This window comes from Sinorhizobium garamanticum, assembly GCF_029892065.1.
GTDB classification, from domain to species: Bacteria; Pseudomonadota; Alphaproteobacteria; order Rhizobiales; family Rhizobiaceae; genus Sinorhizobium; species Sinorhizobium garamanticum.
This window is the reverse complement of record NZ_CP120375.1, coordinates 270,667-292,940: the sequence shown is the minus strand read 5'-3', so window position 1 is coordinate 292,940 and position 22,274 is coordinate 270,667. Positions and strand designations below refer to the sequence as shown.

Annotated in this window: 25 protein-coding genes and 3 pseudogenes; 14 read left to right on the top strand and 14 right to left on the bottom strand. The window is 60.4% G+C overall.

Features of this window, described 5'->3' with window-relative positions:
• Positions 1-13: 13 nt before the first annotated feature.
• Genes PZN02_RS30605 through PZN02_RS30595 form a run of 3 tightly spaced genes read left to right on the top strand, consistent with a single transcriptional unit; the run spans position 14 to position 5,206 of the window.
• Complete coding sequence (locus PZN02_RS30605) at positions 14-1,078, top strand: efflux RND transporter periplasmic adaptor subunit (RefSeq protein WP_280663752.1); 1,065 nt, start codon at positions 14-16, stop codon at positions 1,076-1,078.
• Between the two features lies 1 nt (position 1,079).
• Positions 1,080-2,171, top strand: coding sequence for an efflux RND transporter periplasmic adaptor subunit (locus PZN02_RS30600; RefSeq protein WP_280663751.1), 1,092 nt, complete (start codon positions 1,080-1,082; stop codon positions 2,169-2,171).
• Complete coding sequence (locus PZN02_RS30595) at positions 2,168-5,206, top strand: efflux RND transporter permease subunit (RefSeq protein ID WP_280663750.1); 3,039 nt, start codon at positions 2,168-2,170, stop codon at positions 5,204-5,206. Before PZN02_RS30600 ends, PZN02_RS30595 begins: the two co-directional genes overlap by 4 nt.
• Before the next feature lie 329 nt (positions 5,207-5,535).
• Here the strand turns inward: PZN02_RS30595 and PZN02_RS30590 are convergent, their stop codons facing one another.
• From PZN02_RS30590 to PZN02_RS30550, 9 genes are all read right to left on the bottom strand, one after another.
• A complete protein-coding gene (locus PZN02_RS30590; RefSeq protein ID WP_280663749.1) occupies positions 5,536-6,339 on the bottom strand; it encodes a hypothetical protein in 804 nt (267 codons plus the stop codon).
• Positions 6,340-6,397: 58 nt separating this feature from the next.
• Positions 6,398-7,195 carry a TniB family NTP-binding protein gene (locus PZN02_RS30585; protein WP_280663748.1) on the bottom strand — a complete coding sequence of 266 codons (798 nt, stop codon included), beginning with the start codon at positions 7,193-7,195 and terminating at the stop codon, positions 6,398-6,400.
• Positions 7,196-7,201: 6 nt separating this feature from the next.
• Positions 7,202-8,716, bottom strand: coding sequence for a Mu transposase C-terminal domain-containing protein (locus PZN02_RS30580; protein WP_280663747.1), 1,515 nt, complete (start codon positions 8,714-8,716; stop codon positions 7,202-7,204).
• 221 nt (positions 8,717-8,937) lie between these two features.
• The gene (locus tag PZN02_RS30575) at positions 8,938-9,201 is read right to left on the bottom strand and encodes a hypothetical protein (RefSeq protein ID WP_280663746.1); all 264 of its coding nucleotides are present in this window, start codon (positions 9,199-9,201) and stop codon (positions 8,938-8,940) included.
• Between the two features lie 390 nt (positions 9,202-9,591).
• A complete protein-coding gene (locus PZN02_RS30570) occupies positions 9,592-10,242 on the bottom strand; it encodes an MBL fold metallo-hydrolase (protein ID WP_280663745.1) in 651 nt (216 codons plus the stop codon).
• Between the two features lie 332 nt (positions 10,243-10,574).
• Positions 10,575-10,751, bottom strand: a complete 177-nt coding sequence (locus PZN02_RS30565; RefSeq protein WP_280663744.1) for a hypothetical protein — start codon at positions 10,749-10,751, stop codon at positions 10,575-10,577.
• A 78-nt stretch (positions 10,752-10,829) separates the two neighbouring features.
• The gene (locus tag PZN02_RS30560; protein WP_280663743.1) at positions 10,830-11,642 is read right to left on the bottom strand and encodes a glutathione S-transferase C-terminal domain-containing protein; all 813 of its coding nucleotides are present in this window, start codon (positions 11,640-11,642) and stop codon (positions 10,830-10,832) included.
• A 21-nt stretch (positions 11,643-11,663) separates the two neighbouring features.
• Entirely contained in the window at positions 11,664-12,272 is a 609-nt protein-coding gene (wrbA, locus tag PZN02_RS30555; protein ID WP_280661994.1) for an NAD(P)H:quinone oxidoreductase, read from the bottom strand.
• Between the two features lie 144 nt (positions 12,273-12,416).
• Positions 12,417-13,337, bottom strand: coding sequence for a LysR family transcriptional regulator (locus tag PZN02_RS30550; protein WP_280661995.1), 921 nt, complete (start codon positions 13,335-13,337; stop codon positions 12,417-12,419).
• Between the two features lie 58 nt (positions 13,338-13,395).
• Here PZN02_RS30550 and PZN02_RS30545 point away from each other — a divergent pair, with 58 nt between their 5' ends.
• The 8 genes and pseudogenes from PZN02_RS30545 (at position 13,396) to PZN02_RS30510 (ending at position 16,673) form a co-directional block, all read left to right on the top strand.
• Positions 13,396-13,689, top strand: coding sequence for a DUF2165 family protein (locus PZN02_RS30545; RefSeq protein ID WP_342394750.1), 294 nt, complete (start codon positions 13,396-13,398; stop codon positions 13,687-13,689).
• Positions 13,662-13,910, top strand: coding sequence for a DUF2165 family protein (locus tag PZN02_RS30540; RefSeq protein ID WP_280663742.1), 249 nt, complete (start codon positions 13,662-13,664; stop codon positions 13,908-13,910). The genes PZN02_RS30545 and PZN02_RS30540 overlap by 28 nt, the downstream gene beginning before the upstream one ends.
• Before the next feature lie 42 nt (positions 13,911-13,952).
• A pseudogene (locus PZN02_RS30535) lies at positions 13,953-14,069 on the top strand (threonine/serine dehydratase); the annotation flags it as partial.
• Positions 14,070-14,642: 573 nt separating this feature from the next.
• Positions 14,643-14,897, top strand: a complete 255-nt coding sequence (locus PZN02_RS30530; RefSeq protein ID WP_342394749.1) for a hypothetical protein — start codon at positions 14,643-14,645, stop codon at positions 14,895-14,897.
• A gap of 13 nt (positions 14,898-14,910) precedes the next feature.
• Positions 14,911-15,144 carry a hypothetical protein gene (locus PZN02_RS30525; RefSeq protein WP_280663799.1) on the top strand — a complete coding sequence of 78 codons (234 nt, stop codon included), beginning with the start codon at positions 14,911-14,913 and terminating at the stop codon, positions 15,142-15,144.
• Positions 15,099-15,236, top strand: coding sequence for a MarR family transcriptional regulator (locus tag PZN02_RS30520; protein WP_280663776.1), 138 nt, complete (start codon positions 15,099-15,101; stop codon positions 15,234-15,236). The genes PZN02_RS30525 and PZN02_RS30520 overlap by 46 nt, the downstream gene beginning before the upstream one ends.
• Before the next feature lie 327 nt (positions 15,237-15,563).
• A complete protein-coding gene (locus PZN02_RS30515; protein ID WP_280663741.1) occupies positions 15,564-16,040 on the top strand; it encodes a ProQ/FINO family protein in 477 nt (158 codons plus the stop codon).
• 159 nt (positions 16,041-16,199) lie between these two features.
• Complete coding sequence (locus PZN02_RS30510) at positions 16,200-16,673, top strand: NUDIX hydrolase (RefSeq protein WP_280663740.1); 474 nt, start codon at positions 16,200-16,202, stop codon at positions 16,671-16,673.
• 437 nt (positions 16,674-17,110) lie between these two features.
• Here PZN02_RS30510 and PZN02_RS30505 read toward each other — a convergent pair whose 3' ends face one another.
• From PZN02_RS30505 to PZN02_RS30485, 5 genes and pseudogenes are all read right to left on the bottom strand, one after another.
• Complete coding sequence (locus PZN02_RS30505) at positions 17,111-17,374, bottom strand: hypothetical protein (RefSeq protein ID WP_280663739.1); 264 nt, start codon at positions 17,372-17,374, stop codon at positions 17,111-17,113.
• A 3-nt stretch (positions 17,375-17,377) separates the two neighbouring features.
• Complete coding sequence (locus PZN02_RS30500; protein ID WP_280663738.1) at positions 17,378-17,710, bottom strand: hypothetical protein; 333 nt, start codon at positions 17,708-17,710, stop codon at positions 17,378-17,380.
• Between the two features lie 288 nt (positions 17,711-17,998).
• Positions 17,999-18,361 carry a helix-turn-helix domain-containing protein gene (locus tag PZN02_RS30495; RefSeq protein WP_280663737.1) on the bottom strand — a complete coding sequence of 121 codons (363 nt, stop codon included), beginning with the start codon at positions 18,359-18,361 and terminating at the stop codon, positions 17,999-18,001.
• Positions 18,355-18,865: pseudogene (locus tag PZN02_RS30490) on the bottom strand (thermonuclease family protein). Before PZN02_RS30490 ends, PZN02_RS30495 begins: the two are co-directional and overlap by 7 nt.
• A pseudogene (locus PZN02_RS30485) lies at positions 18,861-19,022 on the bottom strand (SOS response-associated peptidase); the annotation flags it as partial. The pseudogenes PZN02_RS30490 and PZN02_RS30485, both read right to left, overlap by 5 nt.
• Before the next feature lie 95 nt (positions 19,023-19,117).
• On the opposite strand from PZN02_RS30485, the gene PZN02_RS30480 reads away from it, so the two are divergent.
• The 3 genes from PZN02_RS30480 to PZN02_RS30470 all read left to right on the top strand — a co-directional run bounded on the left by PZN02_RS30480 (position 19,118) and on the right by PZN02_RS30470 (position 22,089).
• Complete coding sequence (locus PZN02_RS30480) at positions 19,118-19,441, top strand: sunset domain-containing protein (protein ID WP_280663735.1); 324 nt, start codon at positions 19,118-19,120, stop codon at positions 19,439-19,441.
• The gene (locus PZN02_RS30475) at positions 19,438-19,659 is read left to right on the top strand and encodes a hypothetical protein (RefSeq protein WP_280663734.1); all 222 of its coding nucleotides are present in this window, start codon (positions 19,438-19,440) and stop codon (positions 19,657-19,659) included. The genes PZN02_RS30480 and PZN02_RS30475 overlap by 4 nt, the downstream gene beginning before the upstream one ends.
• Positions 19,660-20,175: 516 nt before the next feature.
• Positions 20,176-22,089, top strand: coding sequence for a DNA/RNA non-specific endonuclease (locus tag PZN02_RS30470; RefSeq protein WP_280663733.1), 1,914 nt, complete (start codon positions 20,176-20,178; stop codon positions 22,087-22,089).
• Positions 22,090-22,274: the final 185 nt, after the last annotated feature.

The following is a 22,274-nucleotide window of genomic DNA, read 5'->3' as shown; positions in this document are numbered from 1 at the left end:
GGTGGCGGAGCAAATGCAGCCGTTTCGATTGATCCTATTTTGCCTTGCCTGTGCGTCTCTCGGCGGTTGCCAAGACAAGGCGGAAACCGCGGTGTCGCCGCAACAGGTCCGCGCCGTGCGCGTGACGCCGGCTGACTACCAGCCGGAAGCCGCCATCACCGGCGAGGTGAAGGCCCGTGTCCAGACGGACCTTTCCTTCCGCGTGAGCGGACGGGTCGTCGAGCGCCGCGCGGACATAGGGACGCATGTCCGCGCCGGCGATGTTCTCGCAAGCCTCGACGATACCGAACAGCGCGCCGATGTGGATGTCGCCGAGGCGGCCCTCCAGTCCGCGCAGGCAATGGTCAGGCAGAAGACGCTCACCTTCGAACGCTACAAAACGCTGCTGCAATCGCGAGCCATCGCGCAGGCGGCTTACGACCAGGCGCGACAGGAACTCGTAGCGGCCCAATCGGCGCTCGAGTCCGCGGAGGCAACGCTTGCGACAGCGCAGGATTCCTTGTCCTATACCGAACTCAAGGCCGATGCGGACGGGATCATCACGGCGCGCACAGTAGAGGTCGGCCAGGTCGTTTCGGTGGCCCAGTCCGCCTTTACACTCGCTCGCAACGGTCCGCGCGACGCCGTGTTCGACGTGTACGAGGCTTTCTTCCTGGAAGGTCGACCGCTTTCCACGGTGGATGTCGCTCTGGTCACCGATCCGGAGCGGAAAGCGAAGGCGAGCATCCGGGAAGTCTCTCCGGCGATAAACACGAAGGCGGGGACGATCCGCGTCAAGGTGGCGCTCCCGAAGGGCGCGTCATGGCCACTCGGCACGCCAGTCGTCGGTGAATTCCGCTCGTCCCCCCGAGGGGGGCTCATAATCCCCTCGAGCGCGATCGCTTCCGCCATGGGCGCACCGGCCGTGTGGGTCGTGGACACGGCAGCACGTTCGGTCTCGCTCCGCGAAGTCTCAGTCGCCCGTTATCGCACAAGCGATTTCATCGTCACCGGCGGGATCGCGCCGCAGGATCTGATCGTCACCGAGGGCGGAAAGTTTCTCAAGGAAGGCCAAGCGGTGGCCTGGGAGGTCAAGTGAGATGGCTCGTTCGATCCTGCATGTCTCGCTTCAACTCATTGTGGCGCTCACGCTGCTGACGGGCTGCGACGAAAGCTCGGCGGTCGAGGAGCCGAAGCTGCGGCCGGCCGAGACCATGGCTGCCAAGGCAGAGCAGTCTGCACGGATGAGCTTTCCCGGTGTGGTGCAGGCGAAGCTCGAAACCGATCTCGCATTCCGCACATTGGGGCGACTGGTGTCGCGCAAAGTCGATGTCGGCGACGTGGTCCGAAAGGGCGATGTCGTGGCCGAAATCGATCCGTTCGCTCTTGAGCTTGCCGTCCGTGGCGCGGAAGCGGACTTGCGCGACGCCGAGGCGCAGTTGGAGAACGCTGCCATCACAGAGAAGCGCAAGCGCAGCCTCTCCTCCACGAGTGCGGCGAGCATCGCCGACCTCGACCTTGCCGAACAGGGCTTGAAATCCGCCGAGGCGGGGGTCGCAAAAGCGCGCGCCAGCCTAGCCAAGCTGCGCCAGCAGCTTGGCTATGCGCATCTGCAGGCTGAGTTTGACGGCGTCGTCACCGCGACCTCGGTCGAAGTCGGACAGACCGTTACCGTAGGCCAGGCGGTCGTGACGCTGGCGCGCCTCGATCAGCGGGACGTCGTGGTCGACGTTCCGGAGACACAGCTTCGACTGTTGCGCCTCGGAGCCCGGTTCGATGTCGCACTCCAGCTCGACGACATGGTCCGGACCGCCGGTGTTCTGCGCGAGATCGGCCCCGAAGCGGACTCAAATACCCGGACACACAGGCTGAAGATCGCCATCGACGATGCGCCCGAGGTCTTTCGCCTGGGTTCGGTCGTCACCGCGACCATTCAGACCGAACCCTCAAGCGCGATCCGCCTGCCGAAAACCGCTGTCCTTGAGAAGGATGGCGCCGACAACGTCTGGGTCATCGATCCATCGACACGCGCGGTCTCCCTCAGATCGGTCCTGCTCGACGGCAAGGCCGACGGCGCCTCCCATGTCCGGGTCCTGGCGGGGCTGAAGGAAGGGGAAGAGGTTGCCGTCGCCGGCGTCAATGAACTTGCCGAGGGACAGAAGCTGAGAATCGAACAGGAGCCGCGCCCGTGAACAAATTCAACCTTTCGGACTGGGCGCTCGAGCACCGTTCGCTTGTCTGGTATTTCATGATCATCTTCGCGCTTGCGGGGCTCTACGCCTATGTCGGGCTTGGCCGCGAGGAAGATCCGTCCTTCACCATCAAGACGATGGTGATCCAGGCGCAGTGGCCCGGCGCGTCGGCCGAGGAAGTCACCGAGCAGGTGACCGATCGCATCGAAAAGAAGGTGCAGGAACTCGATAACCTGGACCGCACGCGCAGTCTCACGACGGCCGGCCAGGCCATCGTCTTCGTCGATCTGCGGCAGGAAACCAAGGCCAAGGACGTTCAGCCCACCTGGTCGCGCGTGCGCAACCTGATCGCCGACATCCAGCACGACTTCCCGTCGGGCGTCATCGGCCCGTTCTTCAACGACCAATTCGGCGACGTTTTCGGCAATATCTTCGCCTTCACGAGTGACGGCCTCAGCGAGCGGCAACTGCGGGATCTGGCTGAAGACGCCCGGACGAAAATTCTCACCGTTCCCGACGTCGGCAAGGTTGATATCGTCGGCGCGCAGGACGAGGCGATCTACCTCGAATTCTCGACCCGCAAGACTGCTGCCCTTGGCCTCGACCGCAACGCGATCATCTCCGCGTTGCAGGCGCAGAACGCCGTCACCCAGTCGGGCTTCATCGAGGCGGGTCCGGAACGTATTGCGCTGCGCGTCGGCGGCCGGTTCATTTCCGAGGAGAGCCTCCGCGCGATCAATCTGCGCGTGAACGATCGGTTCTTTCCGCTGACGGATGTCGCAACCATCACCCGCGGCTATGTCGATCCGCCGACCTCGCTGTTTCGCTTCAATGGCAAGCCGGCGATCGGCATCGCAGTCGGGATGAAAGCGGGCGGCAACCTGCTCGAATTCGGCGAAGCGCTCGAAACGACGATGGGGAAAATCGTCCAGGATCTTCCGGTCGGTGTGTCGGTCGAACGGGTTTCCGACCAGCCGGCGGTCGTCGACGAAGCCGTCTCGGGTTTCACGCGGGCCTTGTTCGAAGCGATCGCGATCGTGCTGGCGATCAGCTTCATCAGCCTCGGCTTGAGGGCCGGTCTGGTCGTGGCGATCTCGATCCCGCTCGTTCTCGCCATCACCTTTGTGGTGATGCTCTATTCCGGCATTTCGCTGCAGCGAATTTCGCTCGGCGCACTGATCATCGCGCTCGGCCTCCTCGTCGACGACGCCATGATCGCCATCGAGATGATGGTGGCCCGGCTCGAGGCGGGCGACAGCCTCAGGAAGGCGGCCACCTACGTTTATACCTCGACCGCTTTCCCGATGCTGACGGGTACGCTCGTCACCGTCGCGGGCTTCGTCCCGGTCGCGTTCAACAAGAGCGCCGCCGGCGAGTTCACCTTTACACTCTTCGTCGTGATCGCAGTCTCGCTGATCGTCTCCTGGGTGGTCGCCGTCCTCTTCACTCCCCTTCTCGGCGTTACCATTCTGCCGAAGTCAATGAAGAAACATGCCGACCACAAGGGCTGGTTCGCCAAGGCCTTTTCCCGCATGCTGCAATTCTGCCTGCGGTGGCGCTGGTTGACCATTGTCGCGACCGTTGTCGCTTTCGCCGCCTCCGTCGCCGGCATGTCGCTGGTGCAGCAGCAGTTCTTTCCGAACTCCGACCGCTTGGAACTGATCGTCGACTGGAACCTGCCGCAAAACAGCTCGATCAATGAAACGAACCGGCAGATGGCCCAGTTCGAGCGGGAGATGCTTGCGGGCAATCCGGACGTCGAAAATTGGTCCACCTATGTCGGAATGGGCGCGCCGCGCTTCATCCTGTCATACGACGTACAGCCGACCGACGTTTCCTTCGGCCAAACGGTTATTGTCACCAAGGGACTTGATATTCGCGACAAGCTTAAGCAGGAGCTTCAGGCCTACCTTCAGAAGACGTTTCCGGGCACCGACGCCTATGTGAAGCTCCTGGACATCGGGCCGCCGGTCGGCAAGCCGGTTCAATACCGCGTTTCCGGCCCAGACCTGCAGGTCGTCCGTGACCTGGCGCAAAAGCTCGGCGCCATCGTCGGCACACATCCGTCGCTGAAGAATCTCGCCTTCGACTGGAACGAACCGGCGCGCGTCGTTAAAATCGACGTGCTCCAGGACAAGGCGCGCCAGCTCGGTGTGTCCTCCCAGGATATCGCCACGGCGCTGAACGATGTCGTCGCGGGGAACACCGCGACCCAGGTCAGGGACGATATCTATCTCGTCAATGTGGTGGGCCGTGCCGGAGCGGAAGAACGCGGCTCGATCGACACGCTGCTCGACCTGCAACTGCAAAGCAGCAGTGGCCAGGCGGTCCCACTGTCCTCGGTCGCAAGGTTCCGCTACGAGCTCGAACAGCCGACGATCTGGCGGCGCGACAGGAGCCCGACCATCACCATCAAGGCCGGGATAACGGATCAGAACCAGCCGGCAACGATCGTGACGGCGCTCGCAGAAAAGGTCGAGGCATTCAAGACGACGCTTCCGGTCGGCTATTCGGTCGAGGTCGGTGGGGCGGTCGAGGAAAGCAGCAAAGCTCAAGGTCCCATTGCCGCCGTGGCGCCGATCATGCTCTTCGTCATGGCGACGCTGCTGATGATCCAGCTTCAGAGCTTCCATCGGCTGTTCCTGGTCTTTTCCGTCGCGCCCTTGGCGCTGATCGGCGTCGTCGCGGCGCTGCTGATGAGCAACGCGCCGCTCGGCTTCGTTGCGATCCTGGGGGTGCTCGCGCTCATCGGGATTCTGATCCGCAACTCCGTCATTCTGATCGTGCAGATCGAAGAATTGCGGGCCGCCGGGGTGCCAGCCTGGACGGCCGTGGTCGAGGCGACGGAACACCGCATGCGGCCGATCATGCTGACGGCGGCGGCAGCCACCCTGGCCCTCATTCCGATTTCCCGAGAGATATTCTGGGGACCGATGGCCTACGCCATGATGGGCGGCATCGTGGTCGGGACGGCGCTGACGCTGCTCTTCCTGCCAGCGCTCTACGTCACCTGGTTCCGGATTCCTCGAGGTTGAACAGCTTGGCGCAGTTCCTGTGCTTCAGGGCATGGGCAAGGATGAACCATGATGCATGGAAAGCAGCGGTCCAACAGCAGTCGGACGCAAGGTCTGATGCCGCGCGGCCTGCCAACCGATCAGGAGAACAGATTGCGGATACTGGAGGAAGCATAACGGTGTGCCGGAAGCACGGGGTCAAGGCAACGGTGTCCGCCATCGCGCGGCAACTGCACATGTCTCCGGCCAATGTTTACAGATTCTTCCTGTCACTTAGCAATTAAACGTGAGAATCCGGCTGCTTCAGCCGGGTTTGGCATTTAAAGATGAGAATCCGAGGGGCGGGATTCTCAAATTAACTGCAACTGCGAAGACGCCACCGAACGGCATGTATGGTTCATGATCTCGTCGATAGCGCTGCTGAATCGTGCTTGGTTCTGACCCATCATTTTCGCACGCAGCATTTTGAGCATCTCTGGTCCAGCCCGCTCGACGATGGCTACTCCGGCCAGCAGAGCAGGTCGCAGATGCAGCGGCAGGATGGGATTTGCTGGAGTAGGCAGGCTCCTTCGTTCCGTGGCGACGACATCATCGAGATCCGGAATGATTGCGCCGAGCACCCTGAATCGCCACGGTTCGTATCCTGGGGGGATGGGTCTCGGCACGCGTCGCATCAGCAGAAGGCGCGCGATTTCGGTCGGCGAAGTCCAGGTTCGGAAGCCGCGCTCGGCCTCATCGTCGAGGAGCCGTTCTCCTATGAGCGCAGTCCCATGGTAGCGGCCGAAAGGAGACGGGCGGTCATGCCTGCCTGGGTGCCGGAGCAGGCCACCACACAGCGGACAGGTGATGCGCCAGCCGAGAAGCTGGCTTCGAAGAGTGGGTCCCGGTTCATGGTCACTCGGATGGCAGGCTGAGCAGGACTGTAGCGGTCTGGCTGCAATCAGGCGTCGCGATGCTGGCGCCACATTCGAAAAGGTCATGCGGCGCAGGGTGGCCGGTTCGGTGGAGAAGATGCCGGCGAGGCGGGTGACCTGAGTAGCGGCCAGATTGCGATCGGCCGAGCGCAAAGACGACACCTCGGGAAGACAATGCCGCAGCATACCAAGTGGCGGGATTGCATAGAAGGAAGCATGCCGGGTGATCCACGACGACAAGAGCTCGTCGGCGTGGGGCGCCAAGATCACCGGCAATTGCCGCGAGGATGTTCCCACGTCATGCGTAGGCTGCCTCGGCATCAAACTCCGGCTCCCACTTCTCGATCGCTTCGTTGGTAATCTGCTCGCGTCCGCTTTCGATGGCCTCAATGGCGAGAGTGTTGATGGTGTGGAAAATGTTGGCGGTAATGCCCTCGGTGATCTGCAGCATCCGCCGCAGCGATTTTGCAGTTAACACCGAGGACTGCCGCAATGGAGTGTTGCGCAAGATTGACACGACCAGAGTCTCGAACTGTTCGTTTGCAGCCCAACGGCTCAACGTGAATTGCTCGAACCGGCGGGCCAGTTGCACGTCGCCGCTGATGGCTTCCCGCGCCTCGTTGACGCCGAAGCAAACGAGTGAGATCCGGAGACGATTGCTGAGAAAGCGCAGAGTGTTGAGGACGATGCGCTGCTCACGATAGGTTCCGGCAAGAATGTTGTGCACCTCGTCGATGACCAGCACCTGCACGCCGATCGCTTCCATGATCCGCAATGCAGCCTGCTCCATCTGGGCGATATCGGCCCGCGGCCGCTGGGGTGCGCCGAGCAGGGTCAGCAGTTCAGCGTAGAACCGCCGTTCGCCGGGCCGGCTGGTCATCTCCATCGCCAAAACCGGTGTCTTCAGTGTTCCCGTCAGCGAATTGAACGTTGGCGGATGCTGGTCGCGGAAGCGCTTCATGATCATCGTCTTGCCCATGCCGCTGTCGCCATAGATAGCGACGGAAGGCATCCGCGTTCCTCGCGGATGATCGAGGAGGCATTTCATGCCGATCTTGGCGGCGACCGCGGTCAGGTGGGAGATTTCGTTGTTCATGCCAGCTCACTCCGTGTCCTCGACAAAGGGCACAGGTTTGCTGGAGTCGATGCCGCGAAGCGAGCCCCATCCGCGGCCATCCACGTTCGTTTTTGGCTTTCCTACGCCGCCGCGTCGCACGGCTGCCGTCTTCCTGGTTGCTGCATCCACCAGTTCGCGCTGCGCGATTGCCGTGCCCACGATGGCGCGGGTATTGATTTCCTGTCGGCCTTTCGCGAGCAGTGCGCGTCGCGCCGCCACGGCCTCATGAAGTGTCACCGAAGGCAGAGTCAAATCAGCGTAGCGAGCTTCCACGAAGTTGCCCGAGGGTCGCCGTACAAAGATACGGGCCATGTCACGAGGGTCGTATTTGACGAGCAGGCGACGGTTGGACCGACCCACGTCGGCGCTAAGCGCAGGCGACCAATAGCGCAGACCAAAGAGATGAATTCCGGTTGGCCGCAATGTGCGCTCCTGTTCGGGCAGGAACGCCAGCCAGAAACGCATTCGATCCTGCGGCAGTCGCAGCGGAATCTCGCCCTCGTGCTCCCGCCAGACGGCAATTGGCGACCGGCCCAGGCTGCTGTGGATCGACTGATGGTAGGAACCGACAATGTCGAGGGCGATGTGGCGCTCGAGTTCGCGCAAAGAGAGCGCCGAATGCCGCTTGGAATCGTATTCGCCAAGCTCCTGCGCATTGCTGAAAGTCGTGCCGGGCAGCAGGTGGAGTTTTCCCATCTGGGTGCCGATCAGACGCTCGATATGGCCACCGAAGCGCGGCTCAGCCGGCGGTCGCCATTCGATCGCAATGCCGGCATCCTGGCACCCTCTCTTGAAAGCACGGCTCCTGAAGTCGGCGCCGTTATCGACGTGCAGTGTCTCCGGCAGACCGGCGACAGGCCACGGTTCGGTGATCTCGCGCTCCCGCAACCAGACCGATTTGTCGAAGACGGAGTGCAGCAGGCACAGACTGGTCGACAGCCGGGAGGGCGCGTTCATCGTCAGGTAAAATCCCGTCACCATGCGGCTGCAGACATCCATCGCCAGTGTCAGCCAGGGCCGGCCGATCGGCTGCCGGGTCTCCTCGTCGACGACAAAGATGTCCGCCTTCGTATGGTCCACCTGAACGACCTGCAAAGGCCGGGAGGCGGCAAACACCCCAGGAACGGCCTGTGTCTGCTTCACGATCTCGGTTTCGCCGCGTCGTTTGGCGCGCCTCTGCAGATCGATTTCCTCGAGACGAGCCTTGATCGTTCGGCGATGTGGCGGCTTGAGGCCGGCCGAAATGCAGTTTGTTTGCACATCCCGGACCAGCTGCGAAACTGTCGGCCGGTTTCGCGTCAGGTAGTATCGGTTGATCGTCGTGCGGATGATCTCTTCCCGTTTGTCATCCAGCACCCGGTGGCCCTCTGGTCGACCGCGCTTGCGGTCCACCAGCGACATGACCGTCCCACCGGCCCGAAACAGCTTGATAAGGCGGTACGCAGTTGCCCGACTGGTTTCGATCTCGGTCGCAAGCAGTGCCACATCTGCGGCTGTCATTTTGCCAGGCCGATGCTTCAGGAATTCTCGAACCGCTTCTGCGCGTCGGCACGCTTCATCCCAAAGCGCTTCGTCGACCTCGTCAGGTAATGGGTCACTCATTGCAGAAACACCGCCGATTACGTCAACCGCCTGATTCTCACATTAAGTGACAAAATCCAAGCTATATTCTCAAATTAACTGCCCGTTCTCAAATTAAGTGTCACGCCAACCAACTGAAATCATTGGTACAGCAATCTCAAAATTAAATGCCAAGCGACAAGATGTGCGGAGTGCCCGGGAAGAATCAATCTCACCTCGTCGGGTGTTTCCTGCATGGTCCAACCGGATTGCCGTAGGGCTGCACGCAATTGATGCGAGGTATTGCTCGTCGCATCCAGGCCCGCAGGCAAATATTCCCGGTTTTGCCGCAGCCAGTTCTTCAGTGGGTAAACTTCAATGCCGCCGTCCTCCTTCGGAATGACGACCATGTGACGCTGAACCATTTGTCCCCAATGCCTCGTTCTTTGAAATCTGAAATATTTGTATGCCACACGGCTTATCCGTCCGTTACTCTCGGCTCCCACTTTTGACAGATGGCTGACGTCATGTTCCCAGCCCAATGCAACGAAAAATTCCGATTATTTTTCAAAAAAGATGGACACCCTTTCAGGCAAGATGTGGCCTCCATTCGTCCGGCCCTAGCGTGTGTGGGGGAACAGATCGTGTTCCGAACCTTGAAGGCGCCGACCACCCTTCCGCCGATATTCTCGTTCTGTTCTTCGGAGCAAGCACCGATCCTTGTAAAGGGTTCGGCGACGGAGATTCGGATCGCGGTCACAAGGCCGGCTGGGGGGCGGTCAGACCCGCCCCTTCGCCGGCGAAAGTCTAGGCGATCAATGATCGCTGCCGCTGCGAACACGCTCGAGGATCGCGTCGATCCGAGTTCGCGTATCTTGGCTGTTGGTGTGAGTAATGTAAGGCTGGTCGATTGAGGCGGCCCAGGGAACAAGCACGTCGAATTCGAGCTGTTTGATGGACTCGAGCGTAGCAATGTAGGCGTCTCGATCGCTGGACTCGAGCACCGCCGCGCGCCAATTGCCGTCGTCCAAATAGACGGTATCGCCAGTAAAGAGGAATCGGTGTTTGCCGTTGTCCCAGAGGTAGGCTGTGGCGCCTTCGGTATGGCCGGGGGTAGGGATCACTTCAAAGTCACGATCCACAATGTGGCGATCGGAAAATGTCTCATCGACGCGGCACTTCTTGGAGACGTGATGTCGTTCCAGCTCATGGGACACGAGCGGCGCGCCGAACGTCTCGGCAATCGCATTGCAGCCCATGCCCGCTTCATGCCAATGGTTCAGGTAGCACCGTGATATGCCGCCCAACCGTCGAACGGATTCATGATCGGCGGCCAACGTACCCACGTTATAGATGAGCAGGTTTCCTGTTGCCCGCTGAAGCAAGAAAGCGCGAATTGTGGTTTCGGGTGCAAAGGACAGCGGCTCGGGTGCCGATGCATAAAGGCCGGGAACTACTATCTCCATGTTTCAGATCCTCCTTGTTTCGCTGCGAGGCAAAAGCGCGCGCCAACATTTCGGATCGTGGCACGCCGATTTCGGTGCGGGGTCTGCCTGTCGCGCAACTAGATCGTCGGTTATCGCGATCGGTGCTGTGCGCCATTGCTGTCAACGCGCAGCCACGATCGTTGTTTCGACATGCCTTAACTCGCATGGAGAGCGAGCAGCAGCGCATGCATCACCAAATGCCGAGCCCGTATCCAGATCGCCGTCGACGATCTGCGCCGCGCCGCGTCCCGCTAGCGCGGCCTTGAGGGCGCATGCGGGGTGTTGCAAGGACTTCCCGTCAGGCCCTGATCTTACGGGCGGATTGGCAGCGCCTTGGCGCCGCCCGGGGCTACGTTGGCGTAGTCGATGCGAATGCTCACGAAGGACGCTCCGGTCTTTTCGAGGTGGTGGTTCTTTGTCGTCGGTATCGACGACAAAGACGGCCAGTAGCTTCGCCGGCTCGGCCTCGGCAGCGCGGCAGAAAGCATCGATCACAGTCGCCTTTTTCGCCGCAGGCGTAAGTTGCCGCATCATCGACTCCCAGTATTGAGCCCGTCCAACGGGCGTCAGCCTCCCCGGAGTTTCGCCAGAATATCTGGACCACGCGGGACGATGCCCCGCGGATTAAGGTCGGGAAGGCTTTTGTAGTAGTGCGTCGTGATTTGATCGACGCGCAGGGTGTCAGCGACTCCGGGAAGCCCGTAGATCCGACGGGCGAGGTTCCACAGCTGCCGATAGTCGGATGCACGCTTCCAATTGCACTTGAACAGCGTGTGGTAGACCAGGTCGAACCGTATGAGAGACGTGAACATCTGGATGTCCACAACCGTCATAACGTCTCCGCACAGCCACAGCCGTGACTGGAGAAGTTCCTCCAACTGGTCCAATGCGGAAAACAACTTCGTGACAGCTTGATCGTAAGCCTCTTGGTTAGCGGCGAAGCCCGCCTCGTAAACGCCGCTGTTGATCGCGTCGGCCACGAATTTGCCTAGCCGGTCGAGCTCAGGCTCCAGTTGCGCCGGGAAGAGGCTTCCCTCCCGGCTGTTTCCAGGCAACCGGTCGATCCAACTCAGAATCTCCAGCGAGTCGTCGCTGAGGATCCGTTTCTCCGTCACGCTGTAGAGCATCGGCACGCTGGCGCGCCGGCTGAAGCCCGGACGCGCCCGCCTGTACACATCCAGCAGAGTCGAGACGCCCGGTTCGGTGTCGGACGGGTGGAGGACCCACCCGTCCGGGCCCATCACGGGTTGCACGACGCTGAGCCTCAAACGGCCCATCACGCCTCGCAACGCCATGCCGACCAGCACGCGGTGCGCGAAGGGGCACGCATAGGAGACGTAGAGGCGAAGGCTGTCGAGATCATCGCGCGAAGGAACCATCGAATATTCTCCAGGCCGGGTTCAGCCGGCGCTGACCAATCGTCCGGCGATCTCCGCCACGTGTCTGCCCTGGAACCGGGCCCCTTCGACCTCGACCGGGGACGGGAACCTGCTGTCGTCGCCACCGGAGAGCGTGGACGCACCATAAGGCGACCCGCCGCCGGGTTCGTCCATCTGGTTCAGACCCTGGAAGCTGTACGGCAAACCCACGACGATCATGCCAAGATGCAGCAGGACGGTGTGGAAGTTCAGGATCGTCGATTCCTGTCCGCCATGCTGCGACCCGGTCGAGGTGAACACGGCGCCGACCTTTCCGACCAGCCGATTCTCGAACCAGATCCCGCCGGTCTGATCGATGAAGTTCTTCATCTGCGCGGCCATCATCCCGTAGCGCGTGGGGCTACCGAAGATAATGGCATCGTAATCCGGCAGTTCCTCGACGGCGGCGATAGGCGCCGGCTGCTCCAGCTTGTAGCCGGCTTCCTGGGCGACAGAGAGCGGCACGAGTTCAGGGACGCGCTTGATCGTGACATTGGCGCCGGCCTGTCGAGCGCCGTCCGCCACTCCGGCCGCCATTGTCTCGATGTGGCCGTATGAGGAGTAGTAGAGTACGAGGATTTTTGCTGACATCGCTAGACCTTCCAATTGCTGTTGCGTCTGCGGTCTAGCTATTGTGTTGCTGATATCTTCTGTAGCCTCGGCGAAAGAACATCGTTGTTACGCAAACTGCAACAACGATGTTCGCCGTGGGGCGGGCCGGCTCACCAGAAATGATCAGAAGCCTGATTGCTGCAGATGAAGCCTGATGTGTTCCATCACAGCGCGCGCACGCCCTGGCAGCCGTGCACTCGAAGGAAAGAGCGCGAACACTCCTACCGAAGGCAGAGCGAAGTTCTCTAGCACGCGCACCAACCGACCCCGGTCCACGTCACGATCCGTGATGAACGTTGGTAACCCGACGAGCCCTCGTCCGGCCAAAGCAGCCGCCAGGAGAGCGTTCCCATCGTTGGTGCGCAGACGTCCGCGCGTGCGGACAGCCTTCCAGTTGCCGTCGACCAGGAAGCGCCATTGGTCAGCAGCACTCATGTTCGTGTACGTCAGGCAGTCGTGGTGAGCCAGATCATCTGGGGTTGACGGTTGCCCCATGCGGCCGATGTAATCCGGACTGCACACCACAGCGCGACGGATCGTGCCGAGCCGCCGAGACATCAGGGAGGAGTCTTTCAGATCTCCGATCCGGATGGCCAGGTCGAACCCACCGCCGACGACATCGACGTAGCGGTCGTTCAGGTCGACGTCGATCTCCAGCCCCGCGTGCTGCGCCATCAGGTCTGTCAGCGCAGGCAGCACATGAAGCACGCCGAGGTTCGTGGGTGCGCTCACGCGGACCAGGCCGCGCACCGCTGCGGCACTCGTGCCGACTGAGTCCACGGCGTCGTCCAGATCCTCGATCGCCTTCCTGGCCCGTGACTGAAAATCAATTCCGAGGTCTGTCAGCGATACGGCATGCGTAGTGCGGCTCACCAGAAGCACACCGAGACGGCGCTCGAGCGCCCTGACGCGCCGGCTCACGATTGACTTGGAGAGACCCAGGCGCTCGGCCGCCTTCGTAAAGCTCCCGAGGTCAGCCACCTGGAGAAAGGCTTCCAGTTCTTCTAGCCCCGGACGTCGGCTCTGATCGATCTTGTTGCTCATGCGGCAACACCGTGTGTCATGATCCGCCGGTACTCTCTTTGAACGCAACAGCTAGAATATGTGCCGCACAAAGAAGGTATTGTCCATGTCACCTGAAGCGACGTTCTGGCTTTTCCAACTCACTGCAGCGGCCTGCTTGGCCCTTTGGATGATCGTGGCTGTTGCAAATAACGTTCAAGGCTTCCAGGCCTCGGTGGGAGCCGTGGGCGTCACGATGAGCATGACACTCCTAAAGGAGGCACCGCTCGATAAGCCGCCGTTCCATAATCGTGCAGTGAATAGCGTCGCTGCTCATAGGGTGGCTCTGATCGGCGTCCTCGTCAGGTGGCTAGTGCGCTTGCTCTTTCGGTAGGAACAGGCCTGATTGCCGTCCAACCTTTCCAATATGCATCGGCGCAGGCTATCGGCGTGCTCAACATGGGCCTGAGCGCCTTCGTGCTATGCTGGTGCTTCATGTTCATCGCTGGACTTTGGTTCGGGTTCTGGATCAAGCAGGAGGGGCTTCTGCTTACCCAGCTTCTCCTTGCAAGTTGGGGGCTGCTCAGCTTTTTGGTCTTCAACATGGCGCGGTAGCGGTTCGTGACCACATCCTGCCCTCCGCCGTGCCTGATCTCTCCTTGCGGCGCGGCCGCTTTCGCGGCGCTGCTCTCAGGGAAGTACAATCCGATGCCAGGCGAGCGGGTCGCAGTCGTAGTCTGTGGGGCCAATACCACGGCTGTCCCTCTGGAATAGCGACAACGCGGACCTGCAGATGGAGGTCCACCGCCCGTGACCTCTCGACCACGCCGATCGTGTGAAAACTCGGGGCGTCGCCCAAACGGCCAGCTGACGTTCATTTATCTGCCACAGCGTCAGGAACTGCGCGCAGCCTAGGCTACTTGTCGTTGCGCTTAATCAGATCCGCCGCTTGGGCTTCCTTTCGGGCGTCCCTCATTCTCGCGGACAGGCGCCTGTCCTCGTCACGGCATTGAGGGGTTCTCCAATCCGTGACATCACCTGCGGAACACCGCGCGTCACTTGCGCGGAACAAATGGATGCTAAGATGTGCTCCGACTTGGAGCTGGTGCGAGATGTTGGAATTCCTCAGTGCACTTTATGCCTGGTTCGCAGAAGACTTTCGCTTTGCCCGCGTGCTCTTCCTGATGGTCGGAGTGGGCCTCACATTGGACACAGCACGAAGACTCCAGCGCGATTCGCTGCTTCGACGGTTTGGGACGTCAACCAAGGGCCGGATCGTCAGGGTGTCGCGGTGGGGAGGACTATGACACCGCAATCAAGGCTTCACAGACGCAACGGGGCGTACGCTTGGTCATCGCCTGGCCGCAGCCCGATGTCCGTTTTTGGCTGCTCGTCGGCCTCGTCAGCCATGCCGTGATGCGCCTGTGGTCGGCAGTCGACTTCATCCCGAAAGCGTTGGCTTTCGAGCGCGCCGATCCAACAGAGATCGACGAAACGGCGGCGCGGCGCTGGAGTCGCAGAAGCTTGCTGCGCTTGCCGCTCGACCTGCTGACTTCGTTCGCGATGCTCACCGCCTTCGCTGCGGCGATCGCGGTCGCGTAGCTGGGAGGGGACGATGGAACATGAAGACAGTGATACGCCCGAAAAGCGGGAACTCGTTGCGCGCGTCGGTCTGAACGTCCGCCGCATGGGCGCGCAGAGCGTCATGACGAGCCAGGCCGTCGCAGAGCGCTTCGGCCTGCACACGACCGACTTCGAATGCCTCGACCTGATCTATCTGCGCAAGCAGGCCTCGGCGGAGAGCTGGCCGAGGCCACCGGCCTCACATCGGGTGCGACGACGGCCCTGATCGACCGGCTCGAGCGCGCCGGCTATGTCGAGCGTATTGCCGATCCGGCCGATCGCCGCCGCTACAGGTTCGCATCCGCCCGGACGCGATAGCCCCGATCAAGGCTGTCTACGAGCCAATGCAGGAGCGGATGTTCGAATTGTGGTCGCGGTACGATCCTGGCGAGTTGGAGGTGATCGCCGACTTTCTGTCCCGCAGTACCGATCTGGCGAGGGAGTGCGCTGAGAAAATCCGCCGCGACGCACCGCCTGCCTCGGCGAAACGCCGCTCGCCGCGGACCAGCGGGCGCGTCGGGCCGGGTGGCTGACGGCAGTCCAGCGCCGTTCTTGCGTTTTCTATTTCCCGACAGGCTCATTGACACAGGTTCATGTTAATGAGGTGCCCAATTGCGCGACTAACAAATGTGACAGGGCTTGACCATGCCGACCGAAAAGCAATGGAAATCACCTTCGGTGCTCTTTGCCTATCTATCGGAAAAGTGGCCTGACGCCTTCAATACGAAGGCGCCGAAGCCGCTTAAGATCGGGATTCGTGAAGACATTCGCGCGCTTGACAGCGAATTGTCGGACGAGGACTTGAGCAGAGCCCTGCGCGCCTATACCAGAACGGGCAAATACCTGGCGCAACTGCTCCCCGGTGCGACACGCATTGATCTCGACGGCAAAGCCGCCGGTGAAGTGACAGAAGCGGATGCGGCGACAGCCCAGGCTTGGCTGCTTGCGCGTTTTGCGAAGGGAGGAGCCGAGCAATCGCCAGAGCCAAAACCGGAGCCGGAGTCATCAGCAAAGCCAGATCCTAAACGAGCAGAGAACAAGGCCAAGCTTTCGGCCGACCGGCCTGCGGGTCTTGTCGTTGAGACGAAGCGGCGTCGATCGCTCGGCCGCCGCGATAGATGAGGGGCTTTCCGGCGGATCAATTTACTGTCGAGTCGGAGACATTGGGCCCGGGCCTCCGGAACTCACTTTGTTTTCACTCTTTCATTGCAAGACCAGACGCCACAAAACTGTCATAAACGATGGCAAGCTTGTGGTCCCTTTCCAGCGAGGCCGTGAGAGATGGGAGAGCAATTCGCGCCGGCAAGCAATGCCGCCCGACAAGATGCTGTCGTTTGGACGCGTGCGCGCGTCGAACAGGCGGGCGCGATCTGCTTTCGAACGTCGGCGAAAGATCCTCCTGAAGTGTTGCTTGTCGCGAGCCGCCGAAACGGCCGCTGGGGAATCCCAAAAGGGCGTATCGAAACCGGTGAAACGTCCGGCATGGCGGCTGCGCGCGAAGCATTGGAAGAAGCTGGTGTCAAAGGCCGGGTATCGACCGACGCAATTGGTTCGTTCGTCTACACGAAGAACAGCAGTGAGCTTGCGTACCACATCAATGTGCATCTGCTTGAAGTCCAGGAGATGCTCGTAGATTTCCCGGAAAAGGAAAGTCGCACACTGCGATGGGCACCGATCGCGACCGCGGTCGAGGAAGTCTCGCGCGCGGAACTTCGCAATCTGCTTTTCTTCACTTGGGTGGCGGCGGCATTGTGAATCAATGGCACCCGTCTTCAATCTTTGAACGCCTCCAACAGGTCCGATAGCAACCGTACCTCCGCCAACCTCAAGACACACAGCGGGGAAGGTACCCGTTCGGTGCGCAAAAGAACGCATAATGTATCGACCGGAACTGTGCGCCCGAGTGCCGGGTCGGGAGACGCCGATCCGATAGGCACGCCGGTCTTTGCGGCGCTCGTCGACGTCCAATGCGGGATGAGCTCCGGTTGATTTTGGTTGCACTCCTATCACGATTTCGAGCACGGTTGCTGTGAGGCCGTAGATCGCGCCGGGGAGGGGTAACAGCAGCGCGACCTCCCGGCACGGCGCAACCGAGAATGTGCGCGGCCACCGCAAAGAATGCGGTCCGCGATACTCTGTTGATGCGCGGCATCTGTGACTTCAACGATTAGAGATGCCGCCTTTGAGCGGCCTTAGTTGCAGCGAACCGCGCCAAAAAACTCCCGGCAGGTCACATCCACCTGATTTGCGGCTGCCATGTCCTCGCGGACGCTTGCGCGACGGCGCCGGGCGATTTCGCCCTCGGTCTCCGCCTTAATGCACGGGACGAACTCAGGCGACTTCTCCGTATACCCCTGATCGACGCAGCGCTTGGCGATCTCGCCAGGGAGTTGCTTGCGCTGTGTGTAGCTCATTTCTTCAACGGTTTGGGTTTGGCAGCCCAGTTTCGTTTTCATGTGTTACTTGCAGCCCTTGCTCTTGATCGAAGACTCGATCGCGTTGACCTTGCCTTTCGAGACGGCGACTTGACCCTCCTTGTCGCCTCCAAAAGTGCTCGACATCGGTACGCCCACAAGGAACACGCCCACGGCGTCCCCGGTGGCGGCCTGGTTCTGTTGCTTTGAAACTGCGGCAAGATTGGCCTGCTCTTTCAATAGCTCTTGCGCCAATCCCTCGCAGCTCTGATTGGAATAGGCTGCCATCGGAATATCTACTGGCACGATAGCGTCAGGACGTTTGGCGCAGGAAGCCACTGCCAGCGTGGACGCCAGCAGAACATATCGGATTTTCATAGATGCCCCTCTGAGAAGAATTTTGCCCCTACCGCAACTAAGCATGGTCCTCTAGCTCAGGGAAGGGCAGCAGCAGTGGAATTCCACAGTTGGCTCAGCGTCTAGCCTTTAGGCCGCTGAGACGACGGCGACCATCCGCGTGCAACGGCGATGGAAACTCGCCTGCGGTTTGAAAGTGCATCACGTTGGGGGATGACTGAAAGAGCTGGATTGCGCAGTCTCGCTGCTCGAAGCAAGCCCTTGGGCAAGGAGAGGCCTTATGGTTGTTCCAGTCGGAACCTTCAACGATCACTCATCTCTAAGTGCCCGCCTCACGCCCGCCAACTTCCTCTCGGCGGTCAGCAGCTTTTCCTGCAACCAGTCAAGTCGATCGTCGCTCGGTCTCTCATGCGGGAAGTAGGCGCCGATGATTTCCATCGGGCTGATCTTCATCGCCTGGCATATTTTAACCAGCATCGCCGCGGATACACGGTTGATACCCTTCTCGTATTTCTGGATCTGTTGGAATGTGACGCCGACATCACTTGCCAGCAACTGTTGGGTCACGCCCAAAACCTCCCGTGTTGCTCGAATTCGGGCGCCGATTTCCTGATCTATGGTCCCGTCGTCTACGGGGGCTTCGTCGGCGGACATCACTTCCTCGGTCAGCAAGAAGGCTCATGATTGGCACGTTCAGCGCGCTTCGCAAGGCAGCTGGAAGCTGCCACGCCAAACACCCACACCAGCTGACTGCGCCGCCTCCTGAGCATCTGCATAGGCGCCCTTGCTGTACCTTCTCCAATCCACTGCATTGCCGCTCTCGACGAGCCATCGATTCACCTCGCGGCCATCGGCGCGAAAGCAAACGCTCACGAAGCGCTGATATCGATCGCGCTCAATGAACTCGCAGCGGGTAGGGCGCGAGGCAGCGAGGAAGCGATCGAGCGCGAATGCTGCCTCTTTGCCGCAGCGGTAGGTGCCGCCGTCGACATCCCCGCATTTCTGCCAACTCTCTGGCGCATCGACGCCGTTCAGGCGAATACGCTTGCCTCCAATCTCGATGGTGTCACCGTCGATAACCGACGCGCGACCGATTAGGGGCTCGCCAGCGTGCGCGAAACCGAATGGGGCAATTGCCAGCGCGGCGAGCGCAAGCAAAACATGGGGAGACTTCATAGGTGGGTTCCACCGGATCAAGAATGTCAGCCGTATCGTTCTTCGGTGATCCGACCCTTCTGTCAATCGCCCACTTTGTCATCGGCTCGGCCGGCAACGGTTTCATCAGGTCGTGAGGATCCGGCCCGGGCGACAGCCAGCGTTCGTAGCCGCCGCGGGGGCCCACGTTGGCGGTGACTAATCCATTTGTGCAGCTTTTGCTAATTCATGCCTTGAATTACCATCTTCGCGCGAATTCGCCGGGGAAGGGGCATGAGCTATCGCCCAAGGGGTAGGAGTCCACAGCAGCGTTCGGTGCTCCGCACGGCGCCTGGGCTAGTGATTGCGGCCGTCGCGGTGGGCGCCGCCGGCGGCATGACCGCAACCGACCTGATTGCCAAGTGGGATAGTCTGGGCAGCATTGGAATCTCCTGCAACATCAAGGGCAATGTCAGCATTGATACAGGCGAGTGGATATTTCATGTGCCAGGCCAGAAATATTACTCGCAGACCCGGATAAGACCGGAATATGTGGAGCGCTGGTTCTGCTCCGAGGACGAGGCGTGGGCCGAGGGATGGCGGAAGGCGCACAGATGACCGGCGCTGGAGATTTCTTCAATCAGGAAACAGTTCTCGCGCTGTTGGCTGGACTTTTTGTCGGACTGCTGGCTTACGTTGCCCTGGCCCAGCTCGTTGGGCGCGGTAGACTATCCAAGGACAAATCGGTAGCCGAGCGGCAATTCAGCAACGTCTTTTCCATCATGGATGAAGGTCGACGGCAGTCTCTGATCCACTACTACGCCGCCGCATCATAAGGCTGATCGCTCGTCACAAGATGAAAAAGGCGCTTCAGCACCATCGACTGCGTGACATCGAAAAGGATGCCTGCCTCGTCCCGCTTCGTGATCACGGACGCGCTCTGCTGCTTAGTCGCGATCAACTCTGCGCGAAGTTGATCAGGCTTTGGTCCGGCTAGGGTACGAGAAAGAAGTGACAGGAGGGCATCGCGGGGCTCCTTTCTAATTTGCTCTGGAGCGCACAGGTCCGAGTACCGAGCCGCTTTTCGCTGTGACCATTCTGTGCTCCAGCCCAAAGGTTCGACCATGGTTCATTTCGTAGACATGTGGCGATTTCAGAGCATTTAAAACCAGCCCAACGCAGATTGCCCGAACAAAGTTGTGACCGCGTCGCCTGTCACGCTGTTGTTGTTTTTCGAGCTATAATCTCTCGTCATAGTTGGGGGGCTGGCAATGGAAATATCCAAATTCGCCGACGAGCAACTTGTCGACCAAATCGCAGCTGGACGTGCGACCACGCCACAGGTCGATCCCATGCGGCTGATCGAACAGGTCGTCCACCGCGCGAGAGCCGGGGCAGGGGTCGATTTCGACGTGTTCGAATCCCTCATCGGCGAAAATGACCTCGTTGAAATCAACTACCTCGAGCGCGGCCTGATGGCAGCTAGAGCCGTGTGCAGGATCAATGTTCCTGCGCCGGTGGGTGACGGCAGCGACTGGGGGACGGGTTTTCTAATCGGCCCGCGGCTGCTGTTGACCAACAATCATGTCATTCGCTCCACCGAAGACGCTCTCAAAGCAACAGTCGAGTTCGGTTACGAGCTTGATGCTGAAGGGCGCCTTAAGCGCGCCACGCGCTTCCGGCTGTCCCCCCAAGACGGTTTTGTGACTAGCCCGAAGGAAGCGCTCGATTACACGATCGTTGCGATTGCCGAAAGCAGCGAAGATGGTGCCTCGCCGATCTCTGACTTTGGATTTCTCCGCCTCGATGCTCGGACCGGCAAGACGGAGGTCGGTCAATACGCAACGATCATTCAACATCCTGATGCGAAGACCAAGCGGATTTCCCTCCGCGAGAACAAGTTCGTCAAGTACGGAGACGACGCGGATCCGGAGCGCGACAATTTTCTCTGGTACTCATCGGATACCGCAAATGGTTCTTCCGGTGCGGCGGTAGTTACCGATGCCTGGCAGGTGGTGTGCTTGCATCATGCCGGCGTTCCCGATCGCCAGATCATCGATGGCGAGGAGCACTGGATGCTGACCGACAAGACGACTGTGCCGGCCCGCGTTGCCATCAATCTCCCGCCCGAAAAGGTGCATTGGCTCGCCAATGAGGGCGTGCGGATCTCCAAGCTCATCGCCGATGTCGAGCAACGCACCGCGGTCCCAGGCTTCGCGCGCTCAGCGCTGATCGACGATCTCGTCGCTGACGCAACCGGCGTGAAACCGTTTGCCGGAACGACGCCGGGAGAGAGCATCATTGGCCCGCCCCTCATTGCCGCGCCGGCGCTGCGGCTTGTGGCCACCGAAGCACGACGCCGGCCGACACGGCACACGCATCCGGCCACATATTTCGATGGACGCGAAGGATATCGGCCAAATTTCCTGCCGATTGAAATTCCGCTGCCGACACTTGGGCCGAATGCTTTGCGACATGGTTCGCCGGCAAAGGTTGCCGGCGCAAGTGACGACATTCTCCGCTATCAGCATTTTTCCGTGGTCCTAAACGCCAATCCCAAACGCAAGATGGCGTTTTACACGGCTGTGAACATTGATGGCGCCCGCTGGACCAATCTGGAGCGGGGAAATGACGTGTGGTTCTACGACCCGCGTGTGCCCGAAGAGCTGCAAAACGGTGACGAGCTCTATGGTGACGAACCTGTTCCTTCGAAGAACTATTTCGACCGAGGTCATCTCGTTCGTCGTCTCGATCCCGTTTGGGGGGACATCCGCGTTGCCAAGCAAGCAAATGACGACACGTTCCAATGGACCAACTGCTCGCCGCAATATTGGGGTTTCAATCAAGGCGCCGATCTGTGGCAGGGCCTGGAGAATTTCTTGCTTTACAACACGGATGAGGAAGATGTTCAGGCGTCCGTCTTCTCAGGGCCGCTGTTTCGCTCGGACGATGAAGAGCACCGGGGGATCCTAATTCCGCAGTTTTTCTGGAAAGTCATTGCCGTCACCGATAAGAGCAACAAACTCTATACCAGCGCCTACATGGTCAGCCAGCAGGACTATGCGCTTGATATCCCATTCGAACGCCTACCCGTCGGTCCGAACAGCGCGAAGCCGGGTCAGAATTTCCAGGTGCCAGTGACGAAGATTATCGAAGACACAGGTATCATGTTTGCCGACGTCGTACGGAACGCCGATGTGTATTCCGGGCCGTCAACTGGTCGAACATTGCGCACCGTGGCGGATATTCAGCATCCGCGGCGTTGAGTATTTCGGGCCACGAACGCTGGCAGTGTTGCCCATTTCGACTTAACGCGCGACGCTGGCAGGAAGTCATTCTCGCGCAGAAGCTCGCAATCGGAACGGGTCGTCAGCGATCAATCGAATGCGGCCGGCGGGCGCCCAGATCAACAAACGTCCCAAGACAGGGTCATTTTCCGGGTGGGTGAACC

Bases quoted from the DNA above. Each gene is read 5' to 3' on its own strand.
- PZN02_RS30605 (WP_280663752.1), top strand. From the start codon at position 14: ATGCAGCCGTTTCGATTGATCCTATTTTGCCTTGCCTGTGCGTCTCTC.
- PZN02_RS30600 (WP_280663751.1), top strand. From the start codon at position 1,080: ATGGCTCGTTCGATCCTGCATGTCTCGCTTCAACTCATTGTGGCGCTC.
- PZN02_RS30585 (WP_280663748.1), bottom strand. From the start codon at position 7,195: ATGAACAACGAAATCTCCCACCTGACCGCGGTCGCCGCCAAGATCGGC.
- PZN02_RS30580 (WP_280663747.1), bottom strand. From the start codon at position 8,716: ATGACAGCCGCAGATGTGGCACTGCTTGCGACCGAGATCGAAACCAGT.
- PZN02_RS30575 (WP_280663746.1), bottom strand. From the start codon at position 9,201: ATGGTTCAGCGTCACATGGTCGTCATTCCGAAGGAGGACGGCGGCATT.
- PZN02_RS30570 (WP_280663745.1), bottom strand. From the start codon at position 10,242: ATGGAGATAGTAGTTCCCGGCCTTTATGCATCGGCACCCGAGCCGCTG.
- PZN02_RS30565 (WP_280663744.1), bottom strand. From the start codon at position 10,751: ATGCTTTCTGCCGCGCTGCCGAGGCCGAGCCGGCGAAGCTACTGGCCG.
- PZN02_RS30560 (WP_280663743.1), bottom strand. From the start codon at position 11,642: ATGGTTCCTTCGCGCGATGATCTCGACAGCCTTCGCCTCTACGTCTCC.
- wrbA (WP_280661994.1), bottom strand. From the start codon at position 12,272: ATGTCAGCAAAAATCCTCGTACTCTACTACTCCTCATACGGCCACATC.
- PZN02_RS30550 (WP_280661995.1), bottom strand. From the start codon at position 13,337: ATGAGCAACAAGATCGATCAGAGCCGACGTCCGGGGCTAGAAGAACTG.
- PZN02_RS30545 (WP_342394750.1), top strand. From the start codon at position 13,396: ATGTGCCGCACAAAGAAGGTATTGTCCATGTCACCTGAAGCGACGTTC.
- PZN02_RS30525 (WP_280663799.1), top strand. From the start codon at position 14,911: ATGGAACATGAAGACAGTGATACGCCCGAAAAGCGGGAACTCGTTGCG.
- PZN02_RS30515 (WP_280663741.1), top strand. From the start codon at position 15,564: ATGCCGACCGAAAAGCAATGGAAATCACCTTCGGTGCTCTTTGCCTAT.
- PZN02_RS30510 (WP_280663740.1), top strand. From the start codon at position 16,200: ATGGGAGAGCAATTCGCGCCGGCAAGCAATGCCGCCCGACAAGATGCT.
- PZN02_RS30505 (WP_280663739.1), bottom strand. From the start codon at position 17,374: ATGAAAACGAAACTGGGCTGCCAAACCCAAACCGTTGAAGAAATGAGC.
- PZN02_RS30500 (WP_280663738.1), bottom strand. From the start codon at position 17,710: ATGAAAATCCGATATGTTCTGCTGGCGTCCACGCTGGCAGTGGCTTCC.
- PZN02_RS30480 (WP_280663735.1), top strand. From the start codon at position 19,118: ATGAGCTATCGCCCAAGGGGTAGGAGTCCACAGCAGCGTTCGGTGCTC.
- PZN02_RS30475 (WP_280663734.1), top strand. From the start codon at position 19,438: ATGACCGGCGCTGGAGATTTCTTCAATCAGGAAACAGTTCTCGCGCTG.
- PZN02_RS30470 (WP_280663733.1), top strand. From the start codon at position 20,176: ATGCGGCTGATCGAACAGGTCGTCCACCGCGCGAGAGCCGGGGCAGGG.